Origin of the sequence: Vulcaniibacterium gelatinicum (assembly GCF_008033445.1) — a bacterium.
GTDB lineage: Bacteria > Pseudomonadota > Gammaproteobacteria > Xanthomonadales > Xanthomonadaceae > Vulcaniibacterium_B > Vulcaniibacterium_B gelatinicum.
On record NZ_VNKO01000010.1, the window covers coordinates 65644 to 84770 of the forward strand.

The window sequence follows — 19127 nt, forward strand, 5'->3', positions numbered from 1 at the left end:
CGGCGCGTGCGTCCGGCCGCCGAACACGACCACGGTCACATTTTCCGCGCCGCCCGGGTCGTGTACGGTGTTGCGCTTTCGCTAGGAGGACACATGGATCGTCGTTGCCTGATCGGACTCGCCGCGCTGGCACTCGCCGCCTGCGGCGGCGCGCCGCCCACTCCGACACCCGAGGCCAATGGCCTGCGTTACGGCCGCCTCGCCTTCACTCCGTGCGCCCTGACCGCGATGCGGCAGTCGGTCGAGGCGCAGTGCGCCACGCTGCAGGTGCCGGAAGACCACGACCGCCCCGACGGCCGCAGGATCGGGCTGGCGGTGGCCTGGATCCCCGCCCGCGGCGAGCCGGCCGAAGACCCGATCGTGTTCATCGCCGGCGGCCCCGGCCAGTCCGCGCGCGAGGCCTATCCGCTGCTGCACGACGCGCTCGCCGACGCCCGCCGCACCCGCCACGTGCTGCTGGTGGACGCGCGCGGCACCGGCGGGTCGCACCGGCTGCAGTGCGACCCGGACGAAGGGCTCGAGGCGCTGCTCGAGTCCTCGGCCGAAGCCAATGCCCGCTTCGCCGCCGACTGCCGCAAGGCGCTGGCGGCGAAAGCGGACCTGCGCCGGTACACCACCACCGACCACGTCCGCGACCTCGAACGCGTGCGCGAGGCGGTCGGCGCGCCGCGGCTGAACCTGCTCGGCGTGTCCTACGGCACCCGCGTCGCCCAGCAGTACGCCAAGCGCCATCCGCAGCACGTGCGCACCGTGACCCTGGATTCGGTGGTGCCCAACTCGCTGGTGCTCGGCCAGGAACACGCGCGCAACCTCGACGCGGCACTGCAGGCGCAGTTCGCCCGCTGCCGCGCCGACGCCGGCTGCCGCAGGAACCTCGGCGATCCGGCCGCGCACCTGGCTGCGCTGCGCACCCGCCTGCAGCAGGGCGGCCTGGCGCCGGTGCGCTACCGCGATCCGGTGGACGGACAGTGGCGCGAGGAGGTGCCGCGCTACGGCCACCTCGCCGCGCTGCTGCGCCTGTATGCCTACCAGCCGCAGGCCGCCGCGGTGCTGCCGTGGCTGCTGCACGAGGCCGCGCAGGGCCGTTACGAGAGCCTGCTGGCGCAGTCGCGCCTGCTGTACGCCGACCTCGGCGACGCGATCGCGCTCGGCATGCAGCTGTCGGTGCTGTGCACCGAGGACGCGCCCGAGCTGCGCGCGGACCCGGCCGACGCCGGCCGCGTGCTCGGCCCCGAGTTCGTCGCCTTCACCCTCGCCCAGTGCGCGCAGTGGCCGAAGGGCACGCGCCCGGCCGACTTCCGCGCCCCGCTGCGCGGCGACCTGCCGGTGCTGGCGATCAGCGGCGAACACGACCCGGTCACTCCGCCGCGCTACGGCCACGACGTGGTCCGGCATCTGCGCAACGGCCGCCACCTGGTGCTGCCCGGACAGGGCCACAGCGTGCTCGCGGTCGGCTGCATGCCGAAGCTGTTCGCGCAGTTCCTCGAGCGGGCCGACGCCCGCTCGCTCGACGCGGGCTGCCTGCAGCGCCTGCAACCCGTGCCGCCGTTCGCCGGCGCCTACGGCTGGGAGCCCTGAGATGATCGAAGTCCACGACCTGCACAAGACCTTCCGCACCAGGACCGGCCCCGTGCACGCGGTGCGCGGGGTCGGCTTCACCGCGCGCGACGGCGAGATCACCGGCCTGCTCGGCCCCAACGGCGCCGGCAAGACCACCACCCTGCGCATGCTCTACACCCTGATGGCGCCCGACCGCGGCAGCGTGCGCGTGGACGGCCTGGACGTGGCACGCGACGCCGCCGAGGTGCGCCGCCGCCTGGGCGTGCTGCCCGACGCGCGCGGCGTGTACAAGCGCCTGACCGCGCGCGAGAACATCGCCTACTTCGGCCGCCTGCACGGCCTGGACGATGCGGTCGTCGCCGAGCGCACCGCGCGCATCGCCCGGGCGCTGCAGATGGAGGATTTCCTCGACCGCCGCACCGAGGGTTTCTCCCAGGGCCAGCGCACCAAGACCGCGATCGCGCGCGCGCTGGTGCACGACCCGAGGAACGTGATCCTGGACGAGCCGACCAACGGCCTGGACGTGATGACCACCCGCGGCCTGCGCGAATTCCTGCGCCAGCTGCGCGCCGAGGGGCGCTGCGTGATCTTCTCCAGCCACATCATGCAGGAGGTGGCGATGCTGTGCGACCGCATCGTGGTGATCGCGCACGGCGAGGTGAAGGCCGAAGGCACGCCCGGCGAGCTGCGCGCGCGCACCGGCGAGGACAACCTGGAGGACGCCTTCGTCCGCCTGATCGGCTCGGAGGAGGGCCTGCACGCATGAGGGAATACCTGCATTCGCTGCTGACCGTCGCGCGCAAGGAGCTGGTGGACCTGTTCCGCGACCGGCGCACGGTGATGATCGGCCTGCTGATGGGCCCGCTGCTGTTCCCGGCGCTGATCCTGGGCATGGGCGGCATGGCCGAGAAGCGCGCCCGCACCCAGCTCGAGTCCACCCTGGCGCTGCCGGTGATCGGCGCCGCGCACGCGCCCAACCTGCTGCGCCACCTGCGCAGCGAGAACATCGAGCCCAAGCCGCCGCCGCGTGACGCGGTGGCCCAGGTGCGGGCGCAGGAGTTCGATGTGGTGCTGCGCATCCCGCCGGAGTTCGCCGCCGACTGGCGCGCCAGCCGCCCGGCCCAGGTCGAGCTGATCTACGACAGCTCGCGCCAGGATTCGCAGATCCCGGTCGAGCGCGTGCGCGCGGCGCTGCAGGGCTACGCGCAGCAGCTCGGCGCGCTGCGCATCGTCACCCGCGGCCTCAGCCCGCAGGTGGCCTCGCCGCTGCTGGTCGGGCAGCGCGACGTGGCCACGCCCGAGGCCAAGCGCGGCATGCTGCTCGCGTTCCTGCCCTACCTGCTGATCCTGAGCGCGTTCCTCGGCGGCGCCTACCTGGTGATCGACGTCACCGCCGGCGAACGCGAGCGGCAGTCGCTGGAACCGCTGCTGGCCACGCCCGCGGCGCGCGGCGCGATCATGAGCGGCAAGATCGTGGCCGCGTGCGCGTTCGGCATGCTCTCGCTGCTGCTGATCCTGCTCTCGTTCAAGGCCAGCTTCGCCTTCGCCCCGGGCCCGTTCCGGCATGTCAACGTCTCGCCGCGGGTGCTGGCGCAGCTGCTGCTGGTGCTGCTGCCGATGGTGCTGATCGGCACCACCCTGCTGACCCTGATCGCGGCCAGCGTGAAGTCGGTGAAGGAGGCGCAGAGCTACATGAGCGTGCTGATGCTGCTGCCGATCGTGCCGACGCTGGTGCTGCTGGTGAACCCGGTCAAGCAGCAGCTGTGGCAGTTCGCGGTGCCGTTCCTGGCCCAGAACCAGCTGATCCTGAAGCTGGTGCGCAGCGAACCGGTGGGCGCGCAGGAATGGGGGGTGTACCTGGCCAGCGCGTTCGGCCTGGGCCTGCTGCTGTGGCTGGCCGCGGCGCGGCTGTACCACCGCGAAAAGCTGGCGATCTCGGCCTGAGCGCCCGGCGCGGCCACGCCCGCAACGAAAAAGCCCGGCGTGCGCCGGGCTTTTTCGTGTCGCGGCGGGTGCGGTTCAGCCGCCCGGGTTGAACGCGATCGTGCGCCGGGTGGTGACCGGCTCGGACACCGGCTGGAAGCGCCAGCGACGCACGGCGGCCAGCGCGGCACGGTCGAACACGCGCGGCGGATCGGCGTTGATCACCCGCGCGTCGGTCACCGTGCCGTCCACACCGACGGTGAACTCGACCTGCACCTGGCCGCTGCGGCCGGCGCGCAGCGCCTCGGGTGGATAGGTCGGCGCGGGCGTGCTGATCGGGCGTAAGGTGGTCGCGCCCGCCGTGCGCGGCGCCGATGCGGCCGCCGGCTGCGGCGCGGCCGGCTGCGGTTGCGCCGGCTGCGGCTGTGCCGGTTGTGGCTGCGCGGCGGTGCGCTGCTCGGCCTCGCGTTGCGCGGCGGCACGCTGCTCGGCCTCGCGTTGCGCGGCCTGCTGCGCGGCGAGCTGGCGCGCGGCCTCTTCCTGCGCCTGCCGCTGCTGTTCCTGGCGCTGGCGTTCGAGTTCGGCCTGGCGGCGCTGCTCCTCCTCGGTGCGCTGCTCCTCCTGCTGCGCGCGCTGGGCCAGCGCCTGCTCCTGCTGGGCGATGGTCTGCTGCAGCCGCGGCAGCGCCGGCGCCTTCGGATCGGCCTTCTGCATCAGCGCGTACAGGCGCTTGGCTTCGGCGATGTCCTCGCGCGCGATGCTCTGCTCGGCGGCGATCAGCGCGTACGGCATCAGGTCGGTGAGCGCGCTGGCCACCGCCGGGTCGTTCGGCGCCTTGTCGCGCAGGGCCAGGTAGTACTCCATCGCGTTGTTGCCGGCCGGCGCGTACAGGCGCTGCTCCCGCAGCGCGGCGCTGGCGGCCTCGCGCAACTGCTCGGGGCTCATCGCCGCGACGCTGTCGGACACCGCCGGTTGCGGCGCGGCGGCCTGGCCCGTGGCCGGGCCCGCAGCCTGGTCGGGCGCGGCTTCTTCTTTCTTGCACGCGCCGAGCGCGACCGCCAGCGCGAGGGTGAGTATCAGCGGCAGCCGCGGCAGGCGCGCGGACAGCTGTGGCGATGTGTGTGACATGTGGAACCCCATATCCCCTGTGGTGTGCGGCTTCGCCGCACGTCCATCTAGCTCGCGCCAGTGGGCGCCGTTTGTCAACTCCCGCGGTCGGATGAACCCGCTGCCGGCGTTACTTGCCGATGCAGAAGGTGCCGAAAATGTGACCGAGTAGCTCATCCGGCGCGATCCGGCCGGTGATCTCGCCGAGCGCGTCGTGGGCCTGGCGCAGGGCCTCGGCGGCGAGTTCGGGCGCCTCCCGCGCCAGCTCGGCGCGGGCCTGGGCCAAGGCCTCGGCGGCCCGGCGCAGGGCCTCGACCTGGCGCGCGCGGGCGGTGAACGCGCCTTCGGCCCCCTCGCCCGCCTCGCCCAGGGCCAGGGCGCGCAGGCGTGCGTGCAGGGCCGGCAGCCCGGCCCCGGTCCGGGCCGAGACCCACACCGCCTCGGCCGTCTCCGGCGGCGGCGCGCCGGGCAGCAGGTCGGCCTTGTTGTGGATCCACAGCCGCCGCGGCACCGCCGCGACCGCCTCGGCCACCGCGGCCCGCCCCGCTTCAGGCGCGCAGGCATCGAGCACCACCAGCGCCAGGTCGGCGCGGGCCAGCTCGGCCCGGGCCCGGCGCATGCCCTCCTGCTCGATCGGATCCCCGCCGGCGCGCAGGCCGGCGGTGTCCACCAGGGTCAGCTCCAGGCCGTCCAGGTGCACGGTCTCGCGCAGCAGGTCGCGGGTGGTGCCGGCGATGTCGGTGACGATCGCGCGCTCGCTGCCGGCCAGGGCGTTGAGCAGTGAACTCTTGCCGGCGTTGGGCGGGCCGACGATCACTGCATGCACCCCGTCGCGCAGCTTCTGCCCGCGCTCGGCCTCGGCCAGCAGCGTCGCCAGCGCGCCCTGGGCCGCGTCCAGCCGCTGCCGCAGCTGCGCTCCGCCGAGCGTGTCCAGCGGCTCGTCGGCGAAATCAATGGCCGCCTCCACGTGCACCCGCGCCGTCAGCAGCGCCGCCGCCAGCGCCTCCACCCGTTGCGAGAACACCCCGTCCAGGGCGCGCCGCGCCGCGCGCGCCGCGCGCGCGTCGCCGGCCGCGATCAGGTCCGCCACCGCCTCGGCCTGGGTCAGGTCGAGCCGGCCGTTGAGGAACGCGCGCTCGCTGAACTCGCCCGGCCGCGCAGGCCGCGCGCCGAGCGCGCAGCAGCGCGCCACCAGTTCGCGCAGCACCACCGGGCTGCCGTGCGCCTGCAACTCGACCACGTCCTCGCCGGTGTAGCTGGCCGGCGCGGCAAACCACAGCACGATGCCGTCATCGAGCACCGCCCCGTCGGCATCGAGGAAGCGCGCGTGGTGCGCATGCCGCGGCCGCAGCCGGCGCCCGCCGCACACCGCCGCGCCGATCGCCCGCGCCTGCGGCCCCGACAGGCGCACGATCCCGACCCCGCCCGCGCCGGGCGGGGTGGCGATGGCGACGATGGTGTCGGTCTCGTGCATGGCGGGCCTGCCTTCCGTCCCCGCCCGGCGCCGCCGCGGCGCGTTACGGCTTCGCCGCCGGCTCGCTGTAGCGCCGGGTCATCCACCACTGCTGCAGCAGGCCGAGCGCGCCGTTGGTCACCCAGTACAGCACCAGGCCGGCCGGGAAGAAGATCATCAGCGCGCCGAACACCACCGGCATCAGCTGCATCATCTTCTTCTGCATCGGGTCCATGCCCGGCGCCGGCGTCAGCTTCTGCGTGACCCACATGATCGCCACGTTCAGCACCGGCAGCACGAAGTACGGGTCGCGCGCGGTGAGGTCGTTGATCCAGCCCGGGATCCACGCCGCGTGGCGCAGCTCGACCGATTCCAGCAGCACCCAGTACAGCGCCAGGAACACCGGGATCTGCAGCAGGATCGGCAGGCACCCGCCGACCGGGTTGATCTTCTCCTTCTTGTACAGCTCCAGCATCGCCATCTGGAACTTCTGCCGGTCGTCGCCGTAGCGCTCCTTGAGCTGCTCGATGCGCGGCTGGAAGCGGCGCATCTTGGCCATGGACTTGTACTGCGCCGCCGACAGCGGATACAGGGCGAGCTTGATCAGCACCACCAGCAGCACGATCGCCCAGCCCCAGTTGCCGGTCAGGCGCTCGAGCAGCGCCAGCAGCCAGTGCAGCGGCTTGGCCAGGAAGGTGAAGACGCCGTAGTCCAGCGACAGCCCGAGTCCCGGCGCGACCTGGTCCATCGGCCCGGCGAGCTTGGGCCCGACCCACAGCCGCGCCTGGCTGGTGACGGTCTGCCCGGGCGCGACGTCGAAGCGCGGCCCGCGCGCCTCGATCCCGTGCACCCGGCCCTGCACCGTCAGCGCGTACAGTGCCGGCTGATCCGGCTGCGGCACCCACGCGGCCAGGAAATGGTGCTGCACCAGCGCCACCCAGCCGCCGGTCACGGTCTTGTCCAGCGGGCCGTCGTCGAGGAAGTCCTCGTAGCGGCGCTTCTCGTACTTGTCCTCGGGGCTGTACCAGGCCGCGCCGCTGAGGCTGTAGGCCTCGGGATTGGTCAGCCCGCTCTTGGCCGCCGGCGGATCGCGCAGCAGCTGGCGGTAGACGTAACCCGACCAGGGCGCGGTCCCGGTGTTGCGGACCTCGTCGCGCACGCCGATCGCATAGCCGCCGCGCGGAATCGTGTACACCCGGCGGATGTGCACGCCGTTGCCCTGCCACACGAACGGCACCTCGACCGCCGTCGCGCCCGGCGCGAGCGTCACCTCGCGCACGCCGCCCTCGGGCACGAAGCCGGTATGTCCCGGGCTCGGCCCGGCGCTCGCGGTCCAGCCGCTGCGGGCGACGAAGTAATGCTCCGGCCGCGCATCCAGCAGCTGCACCGGCGGGCTGCCGCGCTCGGTGGTCCGGGCGTAGTCCAGCAGCTCGGCGCTGGTGATGCTGCCGCCGTCCAGGCGCAGGCGCAGCACGTCGGTGGTGACGGTGACGCTGTGCGCCGGGGCGGCCGCCGCCGGCGCGGGCACAGCGCCCGGCGCCGCTGGCACCACTTGCGCCCCCGGGGCGGCCGGCACACCGGCGCCGGAACCGGCGGGCACCGCCTCGGCCTGGGCCTGCGCCGTCCCCGGCACCGCGGCCGGCGGCGCAGCCTGCTCTTTGCTCCATTCCAGCCACAGCAGGGTCGCCACCATCAGCCAGGCGAAGATCAGGAAGGCGCGGATCTGGTTCATCGGGCAGGCAGGCTCGGCGCGCGCGGTCCGCGCGGCATCAGAGGGAAGGGGAAGATGGCGACTCGGGGAGGCCGGGCATTGTGCCGGCGGGGGGCGGCGCCGGCAACGCGCCGGCCCGCTGCAGCACGGCCGCGAGCGCGGCGCGCAGCGCCGCGGCCGGCACCTGGCCCGCGGCCGCGCGCGCGACGATCACGTAATCGCCGCCGGCCAGCCGCGGGCGCAGGCGGCGGAATTCCTCGCGCAGCGCGCGCTTGAGCCGGTTGCGCACCACCGCGCGCGGATCCACCTTGCGCGAGACCGCAAGGCCCAAGCGCGCGGGCGTGTCCGCGGCCAGCCAGTGCAGCGCGAGCAGTCGGTCGGAGCAACGGCGACCGCGCTCGAACACGCGGTCGAACTCGGCGCGCGCGCGCACCCGCGCGCTGCGCGGGAAGCGGGCGTCCATGACGGGAAGCGCGGCGTCGGCGCGGGGCGGCCGACGCGGGTCAGACGGCGAGGCGACGGCGGCCCTTGGCGCGGCGGCGCGCGAGGACCTTGCGGCCGTCGGCGGTCTTCATCCGGGCACGGAAGCCGTGGTCGCGCTTGCGCTTGAGGTTGCTGGGCTGGTAGGTGCGCTTGGTGGCCATGTCAGGCTCGTGCGTCGAAGCGGCGAAAGTAAGACCGGAAAGTGTAGCCGGCCGGCCGCGGGCGGGTCAACGCCGCGTTCAGGCGCGCCGCGTTGGCCCCGGCCCCGGGCCGGTGGTAGGCTGCGCCGCTCCCTCTTATCCACAGCGTGCACGATGCCTCGCCATCGTGCCGCTGCCGTTTCGACGAGACCGCAAGCCCCATGGATGCCTGGCCGCGCTGCCTGGAACGCCTCGAAGCCGAATTCCCCGCCGAGGATGTGCACACCTGGCTCAAGCCGCTGCAGGCCGACCGCCGCGAACACGGGATCGTGCTCTACGCCCCGAACGCGTTCGTGATGGAGGCGGTGCGCGCGCGCTACCTGGCCCGGATCCGCGAGCTGCTCGCCCACTACGCCGGCAGCGCCGAGGTCAGCCTCGAGATCGGCTCGCTGCGCCGGGCCGAGCCGGCCGGCGCGCCGCTGCCGTCGGCATCGGCCGCCCCGGCGCGCGCGCCGCTCGCCGAGCCGTTCCACGGCAACCTCGATGCGCACTACACCTTCGACAACTTCGTCGAGGGCCGCAGCAACCAGCTCGGCCGCGCCGCGGCCTGGCAGGCGGCGCTCAAGCCCGGCGACCGCGCCCACAACCCGCTGCTGCTGTACGGCGGCACCGGCCTGGGCAAGACCCACCTGATGTTCGCCGCCGGCAACGAGATGCGCCGGCAGAACCCGGCGATGCGCGTGCTGTACCTGCGTTCGGAACAGTTCTTCAGCGCGATGATGAAGGCGCTGCAGGACAAGGCCATGGACGCGTTCAAGCGCCAGTTCCAGCAGGTGGACGCGCTGCTGATCGACGACATCCAGTTCTTCGCCGGCAAGGACCGCACCCAGGAGGAGTTCTTCCACACCTTCAACGCGCTGTTCGACGGCCGCCAGCAGATCATCCTGACCTGCGACCGCTACCCGCGCGAGGTGGAAGGGCTGGAGCCGCGGCTGAAGTCGCGCCTGGCCTGGGGGCTGAGCGTGGCGATCGAGCCGCCCGACTTCGAGACCCGGGCCCAGATCGTGCTGAGCAAGGCACGCGAGCGCGGCGCGGCGATCCCGGAGGACGTGGCGTTCCTGATCGCCAAGAAGATGCGCAGCAACGTGCGCGACCTGGAGGGCGCGCTCAACACCCTGGCCGCGCGCGCCAACTTCACCGGCCGGCCGATCACGGTCGAATTCGCCCAGGAAACCCTGCGCGATCTGCTGCGCGCGCAGCAGCAGGCGATCGGCATCGCCAACATCCAGAAGACCGTGGCAGACTACTACGGCTTGCAGCTCAAGGACTTGTTGTCGAAACGGCGGACGCGCTCGCTGGCCCGCCCGCGCCAGATGGCGATGGCGTTGGCGAAGGAGCTCACCGAGCACAGCCTGCCGGAGATCGGCGATGCCTTCGCCGGCCGCGACCACACGACCGTGCTGCACGCGTGCCGGCAGATCCGGGGGTTGCTGGAAACCGACGGCAAGCTGCGCGAGGACTGGGACAAGCTGATCCGCAAGCTCAGCGAGTGAGCGCGGGGCGGCATCCACAGGCCTCGGCGCGCAGGCGGGGCACAAGCTGTGGACAACCGGGGGGCAGGAACCAGGCCGCGGAATTGTCCACAGGTTGCCCACGCCCCGCGGTGCGGCTTGTCCACGGCCTGACGGCGTGCGGAAAGCCGAAGCGGATCAGGCACTTGCCTGGCTTGTCCCCGGGTTTCCGCCGCTCCAGCACCACCAGCTTTTGAAGTTTTCCTCCGCTACACGCTGGTCCGACAACACATTCGAGGGCACGGGGTCCGCATGCGCTTTTCCCTGCAACGCGAAGTCTTCCTCAAGCCGTTGGCGCAGGTCGTCAACGTGGTCGAACGGCGGCAGACCCTGCCGGTGCTGGCCAACCTGCTGGTCCAGGTCCAGGGCGGGCAGCTGTCGCTGACCGGCACCGACCTCGAAGTGGAGATGGTCGCGCGCCAGGCGGTGGACGAGGCCCAGGACGGCGAAACCACGATCCCGGCGCGCAAGCTGTTCGAGATCGTGCGTGCCCTGCCCGACGGCAGCCGGGTCACGGTCAGCCAGAGCGGCGACAAGGTGACCGTGCAGGCCGGGCGCAGCCGTTTCACCCTGGCCACGCTGCCGGCTCACGATTTCCCTTCCGTGGACGAGGTCGAGGCCACCGAACGGGTGCAGGTGCCGGAGGCGGCGCTGAAGGAACTGATCGAGCGCACCGCGTTCGCGATGGCGCAGCAGGACGTGCGCTACTACCTCAACGGCCTGCTGTTCGACCTGCGTGAGCAGGCGCTGCGCTGCGTGGCCACCGACGGCCACCGGCTGGCCCTGTGCGAATCCGGCCTGGACGGCGGGCGCGGCACCAAGCGCCAGATCATCGTCCCGCGCAAGGGCGTGCAGGAACTGCAGCGCCTGCTCGAGGGCGGCGACCGGATCTTGGAGCTCGAGGTCGGGCGCAGCCACATCCGGGTCAAGCGCGACGATGTCACCTTCACCTCGAAGTTGATCGACGGCCGCTTCCCGGACTACGAAGCGGTGATCCCGATCGGCGCCGAGCGCGAGGTGCGGATCGGGCGCGAGACGCTGCGCGCCGCGCTGCAGCGCGCGGCGATCCTGTCCAACGAGAAGTACCGCGGCGTGCGGATCGAGGTCTCCCCGGGCCAGTTGCGGATCAGCGCCCACAATCCCGAACAGGAAGAGGCGCAGGAGGAAGTCGAGGCCGAGACCCGCGTGGACGGCCTGGCGATCGGCTTCAACGTCAACTACCTGCTCGACGCGCTCACCGCCCTGCGCGAGGAGCAGGTGGTCCTGCAGTTGCGCGACGCCAATTCCTCGGCGCTGGTGCGCGAGGCGAGCAGCGAGCGTTGCCGGCATGTAGTGATGCCGCTGCGGCTCTGAGCGGGCCCGCCGTGAGGTTCCACGTGGAACGCCCGGGTTTCCCCCGGGCGTTCTGTTTTGCAGCCCAGCGGTTCCTGCCCAGACAGGGAAGGCCTGCCCCGCGCCGGGCGGCAGGCGGGACAGGGCGGGCCGCGCTCCGGGGCGACCATTCATTGCGCGAAAAGTGCAGGATTGGTACCGATCGGCGCGCCAATGGCAGGGATCATGCCGGCAACCCCTCCTCTCGGACAGGATCCCGGTTCCGCTCCCCGGCGATTCGTGGCTAAATCCCGCCCATGCACGTCACCCGCCTCGACCTTCACCACCTGCGCCGGTTCGAGGCGGCCAGCCTGGCGCCGCACCCGGGCTTGAACCTGATCACCGGCGACAATGGCACGGGCAAGACCAGCCTGCTCGAGGCCCTGCATCTGCTGGCTTACGGGCGCAGCTTCCGGGGGCGGGTTCGGGACGGGTTGATCCGGGCCGGGAGCCCGGCGCTGGAGCTCTATGTCGAATGGCAGGACGGGGCCGCGCAGACTGCGCCGAGCTTGCCCCCGCGGACGCACCGCGCCGGTCTGCGCCATGCCGGCGGCAGTTGGACTGCGCGCCTCGACGGCCGGGACGTGGGCCACCTGGGCGAACTCTGCGCCGCCTTGGCGGTGGTCACCTTCGAACCCGGCAGCCACGCCCTGGTCAACGGCGGCAGCGAACCACGCCGCCGCCTGCTCGATTGGGGGTTGTTCCACGTGGAACCGGACTTCCTGGGCCTGTGGCGGCGTTGCGCGCGGGCCCTGAAGCAGCGCAACCAGTTGCTGAAAGGGCGGGCGGAGCCGGCCGAGCTGGAGGCGTGGGAACATGAACTGGCCACGACTGGGGAGGCCCTGACCCGGGCCCGAGAGCGCTACCTGGAGCAGCTGGCCCCGCATCTGGCGCAGATGGCGGCGCTCCTGCTGCCGGCCGGGGGCGAGGCCCGGCTCGAGTTCCAGCCCGGCTGGCGCCGCGAGGAGCTGCCGCTGGCCGACGCGCTCCTGCTGGCGCGCGAGCGCGACCTGGCCCTGGGCCACACCAGTGTCGGCCCGCACCGGGCCGACTGGCAGATCCGCTACACCGGCCTGCCTGGCCGTGAAGGCCTGTCCCGCGGCCAGGCCAAGCTCACCGCCCTGTCGCTGCTGCTGGCGCAGGCCGAATGCCACGCCGGCCTGCGCGGCGACTGGCCGGTGATCCTGCTCGACGACCTCGCCTCCGAGCTCGACCGCCGCCACCAGGCGGGCGTGCTGGCGTGGCTCATCGCCAGCGGCGCCCAGGTGATCGTGACCGGCACCGAGCCCCCCCCCGGCTGGGCCGCCCTGGGCACCCCCACGGCCAGGTTCCACGTGGAACAGGGGCGGGTGGTCGCCGGCTGAGCGCAGGGCGGATGGCGGGTTATCCCGTTCCGGCCCCTGGGGCCAAGACGCCACAGGTCCTTGAGCCCGCGCATAACAGCAGAAAACCAGGCCTGGATCCCCATCCGGGGGTTAGGCGGCAAAGGCGGGGGCACGTGTTCTCGATCGCAGAAGCTTGGTCAGCTCCTGTACGAGTTGCGGGAAGTTTGGTCGGCCCGGATCCGGGTTGATCGCGGAAGGTATGGTCGTCCCGGGTCCGGTGCGCGGGGGGGGGTTCTTCGCGCTTGGTCAGGGACACCGCTGCGCGGCTCTCCCGGCCCGGCGCAGCGCGCCGGGCGTTCGCCCAAGCCGCGCGGCAGTGCCGCACGAGCAGCCTGTGCTCACCCATGGCGGCTTGACGCGACCCCCCCGCACACCAGACCCTCGGGGGGCCTCTGGGCGCTTGAGTCGAAAGCAACATCCACATGGGTCCCGGCTTGCGCCGGGACGACGGCATCGAAGCTATGACACACAGATCCCCGAGGCGTCGGTCTGCCTGGGGTGGAGTTCGAGCGCGCCAAGGATGGCGCGCGGCCGCGTGTCGGAGCCGGACGCGGAGCCCACGCGGCGAACCCCACCCCAGGCAGACCGGCGCCCCCGCGCGAAGCCGCTGATGCACAAGTGCGCGCTGGCCTCTCACCGGACACGAAGCCGGCGGCACACGCGCCTGCACGCGTGCCTCACGTTGCCAATCGTGCAGGCGGGATCCAACCTGCATGTCGCCGAAATAAGCGTTTAAAATCAATAAGTTACAAGAGTACCCCAGCGGACTCCGCTCCCGCTGCGGCATCGCCCGCGCCCGGCCCACGTGCCCCTGCCCCCCGACCTTCCCCCGCCCCCTCGGGTATACTCTCCGCACCCATAGCTAATGTGTCCTGATGCACCGCCCACCGGCGGTGTCGTCGCGGGAGCCCGCATGTCGCAACACGAGCACGCCTCGCCCACCCCCGCCGAACCGGCGCCGGCCCAGACCTACGACTCCAGCAAGATCACCGTCCTGCGCGGCCTGGAGGCCGTGCGCAAACGGCCGGGCATGTACATCGGCGACGTGCACGACGGCACCGGCCTGCACCACATGGTGTTCGAGGTCGTGGACAACTCGATCGACGAAGCCCTCGCCGGCTTCGCCAACGACATCCAGGTCACCATCCACGACGACGGCTCGGTGTCCGTCTCCGACAACGGCCGCGGCATCCCGGTGGACATCCACAAGGAGGAAGGCCGCTCCGCCGCCGAGGTGATCCTCACCGTCCTCCACGCCGGCGGCAAGTTCGACGACAACGCCTACAAGGTCTCCGGCGGCCTGCACGGCGTCGGCGTGTCGGTGGTCAACGCCCTGTCCGAACACCTCTGGCTCGACATCTGGCGCGATGGCTACCACTGGCAGCAGGAATACGCCCTCGGCGAACCGCTGTACCCGCTGCGCCAGGGCGAACCCTCCACGCGCCGCGGCACCACCCTGCGCTTTCTGCCCTCGGCGCAGATCTTCACCGACACCGAGTTCCACTACGACATCCTCGCCAAGCGCCTGCGCGAACTGTCGTTCCTCAACTCGGGCGTGCGCATCACCCTCACCGACGAGCGCGGAGAGGGCCGCAGCGACGTGTTCCAGTACCAGGGCGGCATCCGCTCCTTCGTCGAGCACCTGGCGCAACTGAAGACCCCGCTGCACCCGAACGTGATCGCGGTCAGCGGCGAGCAGAACGGCATCACCGTGGACGTCGCCCTGCAGTGGACCGACGCCTACCAGGAAACGATGTTCTGCTTCACCAACAACATCCCGCAGAAGGACGGCGGCACCCACCTCGCCGGGTTCCGCGCCGCGCTCACCCGCACCCTGTCGAACTACATCGAGCAGAACGGGCTGGCCAAGAACGCCAAGGTCGCCCTGTCCGGCGACGACATGCGCGAAGGCCTGATCGCGGTGCTCTCGGTCAAGGTGCCCGACCCGAGCTTCTCCTCGCAGACCAAGGAGAAACTGGTCAGCTCGGAAGTCAAGCCGGTGGTCGAGAGCGTGTTCGGCGCCAGGCTCGAGGAGTTCCTGCAGGAGCATCCGGCGGAGGCGCGCGCGATCGCCGAGAAGGTGGTCGAGGCCGCGCGCGCGAGGGAGGCCGCGCGCAAGGCGCGCGAGCTGACCCGGCGCAAGGGCGCGCTCGACATCGCCGGGCTCCCCGGCAAGCTCGCCGACTGCCAGGAGAAGGACCCGGCGCTGTCGGAACTGTTCATCGTCGAGGGCGACTCGGCCGGCGGCAGCGCCAAGCAGGGCCGCAACCGCCGCAACCAGGCGGTGCTGCCGCTGCGCGGCAAGATCCTCAACGTCGAGCGCGCGCGCTTCGACCGCATGCTCTCGTCCGCGGAAGTCGGCACCCTGATCACCGCGCTCGGCACCGGCATCGGCAAGGACGAGTACAACCCGGACAAGCTGCGCTACCACCGCATCATCATCATGACCGACGCGGACGTGGACGGCTCCCACATCCGCACCCTGCTGCTGACCTTCTTCTACCGGCAGATGCCGGAGCTGATCGAGCGCGGCCACGTCTACATCGGCCTGCCGCCGCTGTACAAGGTCAAGCAGGGCAAGAACGAGATCTACCTCAAGGACGACGCGGCGCTGGATGCGTACCTGGCCGGCAACGCGGTCGAGGGCGCGAGCCTGGTGCCGGCCGCGGACGAACCGCCGATCACCGGCGCGGCGCTGGAGAAGCTGCTGCTGGCCTGGGCGGCGGCCAAGGAGACCATCGAGCGCACCGCGCACCGCTACGACCCGCAGGTGCTGGAGGCGCTGATCGACTTCACCCCGCTCGATGCCGCCTCGCTCGCGCGCAACACCGACGAGCGCCACGAGCTGGCCGCGCTCGAGGCGCGCCTGAACCGCGGCGGCCTCGGCCAGCCGCGCTACGCGCTCGAGGCCCAGGCCGGCGGCGAGGGCCGCCCGCCGGCGCTGATCGTGCGCCGCCGCCACATGGGCGAGGAGACGGTGCAGGTGCTGCCGCTGGCCGCGTTCGAGAGCGGCGAGCTGCGCGCGGTGCGCGAGGCCGCGGCGCTGCTGCACGGCCTGGTTCGCGAGGGCGCCCGGGTCGAGCGCGGCAACCGCAGCCAGCCGGTGGCGAGCTTCGCCGAGGCCCAGGCCTGGCTGCTGGAGGAGGCCAAGCGGGGCCGCCAGATCCAGCGCTTCAAGGGCCTGGGCGAGATGAACCCGGAGCAGCTGTGGGAAACCACGGTGAACCCGGAAACCCGGCGCCTGCTGCAGGTGCGGATCGAGGACGCGGTCGCCGCCGACCAGATCTTCTCGACCCTGATGGGCGACGTGGTCGAGCCGCGGCGCGAGTTCATCGAGGAGAACGCGCTCAAGGTGGCCAACCTCGACGTCTGAGGCCGCGTCCGCGCCGGCCTGCGCGGGGTTTGACGCCCGGTTCAGCCCGGCGCGGCTACAACCCGACGCAACGCTTCCGCCCGCCGAGGTGCCGATGCCCCGTTCCGCGCTGCCGTCGCTGCTGCTCGCGTTCCTGCTGGCCGGTCTGGTGGCCGCCTGCGCCACCACCACCTCGCCCACCGGGCGCCGGCAGGTGGTCGGCGCGGTGCCGCAGGAGCAGCTGGACCAGCTCGGCGCCCAGGCCTATGCCCAGCTCCGGGCGCAGAAGCCGCACAGCACCGATGCCCGCCGCACCGCGAGCATGCGCTGCGTGGTGGACGCGCTGGTGCGCGAGCTCCCGCCGGCCTGGCGCGGGCCGTGGGAGAGCACGCTGTTCGAGGACCCCAGCCCCAACGCCTTCGCCCTGCCCGGCGGCAAGATCGGCGTGAACACCGGGATCTTCCGCGTCGCCCGCTCCCAGGACCAGCTCGCCGCGGTGCTCGCGCACGAGATCGGCCATGTCGTCTCGCGCCATCACGACGAACGCGTCACCCGCCAGCTCGGCGCCCAGGGCGTGCTGCAGGTCCTCGGCCTGCTCGCCGGTTCGCGCTACGGCCAAGGTGCGGCGAACGCGGTGGTGCAGGGCGGCAGCCTGGCCGCCCAGGCCGGCTTCCTGCTGCCCAACTCGCGGGTGCAGGAGACCGAGGCCGACATCGTCGGCCAGGAGCTGATGGCCCGGGCCGGATTCGACCCGCGCCAGGCGGTGACCCTGTGGCAGAACATGCTCGCCGCCGGCGGCGCCCGCCCGCCCGAATGGCTCTCCACCCACCCCGACCCGCGCGCCCGCCTGGGCGAGCTGGAACGGCGCGCGGCCGGTCTGGTGCCGGTGTTCGAGCAGGCCCGCGCCAGCGGCCGCCGGCCGCAGTGCGACTGACTTAACGAACCCCGCATCCGGGCCGCGGGGACATGCCAGCGGCGGGGGTTTTCTGATAGCGTGGCCGCCCCCCGGGTTCGTTTCCGTACGCGCTGGCCCGGCAGCGTTTCGAGGTCTGGATCATGTCCCTCCCCGCTTTGCGTCGCCTCGCCGCCTCCGTCCTTGCTGCCGCCGTGCTTGCGGGGCTCGGGGTGCACAGCGCCCAGGCGCAAATCCCCCGCGAACCCGGCGGCAAAACGCGCGCCGCGCGCCAGGCAGCGCAGAAGCCGGCAGAGATCAAATACCCGGACGCCACGCGCTCCGAGCGCAGTGCCAAGGTGTCGCGCAAGGCGGCTTCCAAGCTGCAAAAGGCGCTGGATCTGCAGCGGGACGACAAGTTCGCCGAGGCCCGCGCCGAGGCCGAGGCAGTGCTGGCGATGGCCGACGCCACGCCCTACGACCGCGCCGTCGCCGCCCAGCTGGCCGCGCACTCGGCCTATCAGTCCGACGATTACGCCAGCGCCAAGCGCTTCCTGCAGCAGGCGCTCGAGCTCGATGCGCTCGACAACAACACGCACTACGACAGCATGTTGATGCTGGCGCAGCTGCAGATGGAGGACGACGCCTACGCCGAGTCCCTGGCCACGCTCGACCGCTTCCTCAGCGAGACCCGCACCCAGAAGCCGGAGCACCTGGCGCTCAAGGGCAACCTCCTGTACCGCCTCGAACGCTACCAGGATGCGGTGAAGCTGCTGGAGCAGGCTGCGGCGGCGCTGCCCGAGCGCAACGATGTCCAGCAACTGCTGATGGCGAGCTACTTCGAGCTCGAGCGCCCGGCCGAAGCGGCGCAGATCGCGGAGCGGATCGCAGCCAGGAATCCGGACGACAAGCGAGCGCAGCTCAATCTCGCCGCGGCTTACCTGCAGGGCGACATGCTCGACAAGGCCGCTGCGGTGCTGGAGCGGCTGCGCGCCGCCGGCAAGTTCAGCGAGCACAGGGACTACGAGCAGCTCTATGCCACCTACCTCAACATGGACGGCAAGGAGCGCGAAGCGATCGCGGTGATCAACGAGGGCCTGGACAAGGGCATCCTCAAGCCCGAGTTCAAGGTCTACCTGGCGCTGGCCCAGGCGTACTACTTCTCCGATCAGCCGGGGCCGGCGATCGAGGCCTACCGCAAGGCTGCGCCGCTCGACGACGACGGCGAGACTTGGCTCAACCTCGCTCGCCTACTGTGGCAAGAAGACCGCATCCCGGAGGCCAAGCAGGCCGCGCAACAGGCCCTGGCGAAAGGGCTGAAGAAGCCCGAGGACGCCCGCAAGATCCTGGCCCTCCCGGGTGGCAAGTGAAAAACCGTGCAGGCGTTCTTGGAACACGCCTGCCGGACTGGTATAAGCTTGGAGGTTCCCGTGGCCGTTTCCCGCGGCCGGGTCCCCGCATTTCCGGCGCGCCGTGGCGCGCCGCCCCCCACCTGAGCCGCAGCGCATGACGCAACACGTGCCTAGCACCGACAACCCGACCGAGCGCGAAGGTCTGAGCTGGCCGCGCATCACCGGTTTCTCCTTCGTGATCGCGTTCCACGTCGCCGCGATGATGCTGCTGCTGATGCCGGTGGCGCCGCCGAGCACCGCGGTCGAGGATGAAGAGGTCACCCTCGTCAACTTCATCAAGCCGCCGCCGCCGCCGCCGCCGCCGCCGCCGCCGCCGCCGGAGCCGCCCAAGCCGCTGACGCCCCCCAAGCAGCTCTCTCCACCGCGGCCGACGCCGGTGCCGCCGCCGCCGGACGAGCCGCCGGTGGTGTTCGACGAGCCGTCCCCGGTGGACACGCCGGCCCCGCCGCCGGCCCCGCCGGCCCCCCCGGCCGCGATCGCCGACATCGGTTCCAGCGTGGATCCGTCCTCGCGGCGCATGAACCCGCCGAAGTACCCGCCGCAGGAACTGCGGAACGGGATCGGGGGTACGGTGATCCTGGTGATCAGCATCGACGCCCAGGGCAACGTGCTCGACATCCAGGTCGAGCGATCCAGCCGCAACCGGAATCTCGACCGCGCCGCGGTCGAGGCCGCGCGCAAGTGGCGGTTCAACCCCGAGATCCGCAACGGGGTGCCCGTCGCCAGCCGCGTCCGGGTGCCCGTCGAGTTCAACCCGAACGGCTGAC

At 72.1% G+C, this 19127-nt stretch carries 15 protein-coding genes; 10 read left to right on the plus strand and 5 right to left on the minus strand.

From position 1 onward, the window contains the following. The first annotated feature begins 93 nt into the window (after positions 1-93). The 3 genes from FPV26_RS07635 to FPV26_RS07645 are packed head-to-tail and all read left to right on the plus strand — an operon-like array spanning position 94 to position 3504. On the plus strand, positions 94-1578 hold the full coding sequence (locus FPV26_RS07635) for an alpha/beta hydrolase (protein ID WP_147653279.1): 1485 nt from the start codon (positions 94-96) through the stop codon (positions 1576-1578). Between the two features lies 1 nt (position 1579). Further along, entirely contained in the window at positions 1580-2326 is a 747-nt protein-coding gene (locus tag FPV26_RS07640) for an ABC transporter ATP-binding protein (RefSeq protein WP_147653280.1), read from the plus strand. Beyond that, positions 2323-3504 (plus strand): ABC transporter permease, encoded by a 1182-nt coding sequence (locus FPV26_RS07645; protein ID WP_147653281.1) that lies wholly within the window; start codon positions 2323-2325, stop codon positions 3502-3504. The genes FPV26_RS07640 and FPV26_RS07645 overlap by 4 nt, the downstream gene beginning before the upstream one ends. Positions 3505-3579: 75 nt before the next feature. On the opposite strand, the gene FPV26_RS07650 is transcribed toward FPV26_RS07645, so the two are convergent. From FPV26_RS07650 to rpmH, 5 genes are all read right to left on the minus strand, one after another. Beyond that, positions 3580-4611 carry an energy transducer TonB gene (locus tag FPV26_RS07650; RefSeq protein ID WP_147653282.1) on the minus strand — a complete coding sequence of 344 codons (1032 nt, stop codon included), beginning with the start codon at positions 4609-4611 and terminating at the stop codon, positions 3580-3582. Positions 4612-4720: 109 nt separating this feature from the next. After that, a complete protein-coding gene (gene mnmE / locus FPV26_RS07655) occupies positions 4721-6064 on the minus strand; it encodes a tRNA uridine-5-carboxymethylaminomethyl(34) synthesis GTPase MnmE (RefSeq protein ID WP_147653283.1) in 1344 nt (447 codons plus the stop codon). 43 nt (positions 6065-6107) lie between these two features. After that, positions 6108-7775, minus strand: coding sequence for a membrane protein insertase YidC (gene yidC / locus FPV26_RS07660; protein WP_147653284.1), 1668 nt, complete (start codon positions 7773-7775; stop codon positions 6108-6110). Between the two features lie 37 nt (positions 7776-7812). Further along, positions 7813-8217 (minus strand): ribonuclease P protein component, encoded by a 405-nt coding sequence (rnpA, locus tag FPV26_RS07665; protein WP_147653285.1) that lies wholly within the window; start codon positions 8215-8217, stop codon positions 7813-7815. A gap of 40 nt (positions 8218-8257) precedes the next feature. Beyond that, the gene (gene rpmH, locus FPV26_RS07670; protein ID WP_147653286.1) at positions 8258-8398 is read right to left on the minus strand and encodes a 50S ribosomal protein L34; all 141 of its coding nucleotides are present in this window, start codon (positions 8396-8398) and stop codon (positions 8258-8260) included. A 200-nt stretch (positions 8399-8598) separates the two neighbouring features. Here rpmH and dnaA point away from each other — a divergent pair, with 200 nt between their 5' ends. The 7 genes from dnaA (at position 8599) to FPV26_RS07705 (ending at position 19126) form a co-directional block, all read left to right on the plus strand. Continuing rightward, positions 8599-9930, plus strand: coding sequence for a chromosomal replication initiator protein DnaA (dnaA, locus tag FPV26_RS07675; RefSeq protein ID WP_147653287.1), 1332 nt, complete (start codon positions 8599-8601; stop codon positions 9928-9930). A 270-nt stretch (positions 9931-10200) separates the two neighbouring features. Next, complete coding sequence (gene dnaN / locus FPV26_RS07680) at positions 10201-11301, plus strand: DNA polymerase III subunit beta (protein WP_147653288.1); 1101 nt, start codon at positions 10201-10203, stop codon at positions 11299-11301. 275 nt (positions 11302-11576) lie between these two features. After that, positions 11577-12683: a DNA replication/repair protein RecF gene (recF, locus tag FPV26_RS07685; RefSeq protein WP_147653289.1), complete on the plus strand. Its 1107-nt coding sequence runs from the start codon at positions 11577-11579 to the stop codon at positions 12681-12683. A 934-nt stretch (positions 12684-13617) separates the two neighbouring features. Continuing rightward, on the plus strand, positions 13618-16077 hold the full coding sequence (gene gyrB, locus FPV26_RS07690) for a DNA topoisomerase (ATP-hydrolyzing) subunit B (protein WP_147653290.1): 2460 nt from the start codon (positions 13618-13620) through the stop codon (positions 16075-16077). A 109-nt stretch (positions 16078-16186) separates the two neighbouring features. Further along, entirely contained in the window at positions 16187-16990 is an 804-nt protein-coding gene (locus tag FPV26_RS07695) for a M48 family metallopeptidase (protein ID WP_425473076.1), read from the plus strand. A gap of 122 nt (positions 16991-17112) precedes the next feature. Then, positions 17113-18318, plus strand: a complete 1206-nt coding sequence (locus FPV26_RS07700) for a tetratricopeptide repeat protein (RefSeq protein ID WP_147653293.1) — start codon at positions 17113-17115, stop codon at positions 18316-18318. 136 nt (positions 18319-18454) lie between these two features. Continuing rightward, entirely contained in the window at positions 18455-19126 is a 672-nt protein-coding gene (locus FPV26_RS07705) for an energy transducer TonB (protein WP_147653295.1), read from the plus strand. The last annotated feature ends 1 nt before the right edge of the window (position 19127 follow it).

Coding starts and splice junctions, on each gene's coding strand:
- FPV26_RS07635 (WP_147653279.1), top strand. CDS start 94: ATGGATCGTCGTTGCCTGATCGGACTCGCCGCGCTGGCACTCGCCGCC.
- FPV26_RS07640 (WP_147653280.1), top strand. CDS start 1,580: ATGATCGAAGTCCACGACCTGCACAAGACCTTCCGCACCAGGACCGGC.
- FPV26_RS07645 (WP_147653281.1), top strand. CDS start 2,323: ATGAGGGAATACCTGCATTCGCTGCTGACCGTCGCGCGCAAGGAGCTG.
- FPV26_RS07650 (WP_147653282.1), bottom strand. CDS start 4,611: ATGTCACACACATCGCCACAGCTGTCCGCGCGCCTGCCGCGGCTGCCG.
- mnmE (WP_147653283.1), bottom strand. CDS start 6,064: ATGCACGAGACCGACACCATCGTCGCCATCGCCACCCCGCCCGGCGCG.
- yidC (WP_147653284.1), bottom strand. CDS start 7,775: ATGAACCAGATCCGCGCCTTCCTGATCTTCGCCTGGCTGATGGTGGCG.
- rnpA (WP_147653285.1), bottom strand. CDS start 8,217: ATGGACGCCCGCTTCCCGCGCAGCGCGCGGGTGCGCGCGCGCGCCGAG.
- rpmH (WP_147653286.1), bottom strand. CDS start 8,398: ATGGCCACCAAGCGCACCTACCAGCCCAGCAACCTCAAGCGCAAGCGC.
- dnaA (WP_147653287.1), top strand. CDS start 8,599: ATGGATGCCTGGCCGCGCTGCCTGGAACGCCTCGAAGCCGAATTCCCC.
- dnaN (WP_147653288.1), top strand. CDS start 10,201: ATGCGCTTTTCCCTGCAACGCGAAGTCTTCCTCAAGCCGTTGGCGCAG.
- recF (WP_147653289.1), top strand. CDS start 11,577: ATGCACGTCACCCGCCTCGACCTTCACCACCTGCGCCGGTTCGAGGCG.
- gyrB (WP_147653290.1), top strand. CDS start 13,618: ATGTCGCAACACGAGCACGCCTCGCCCACCCCCGCCGAACCGGCGCCG.
- FPV26_RS07700 (WP_147653293.1), top strand. CDS start 17,113: ATGTCCCTCCCCGCTTTGCGTCGCCTCGCCGCCTCCGTCCTTGCTGCC.
- FPV26_RS07705 (WP_147653295.1), top strand. CDS start 18,455: ATGACGCAACACGTGCCTAGCACCGACAACCCGACCGAGCGCGAAGGT.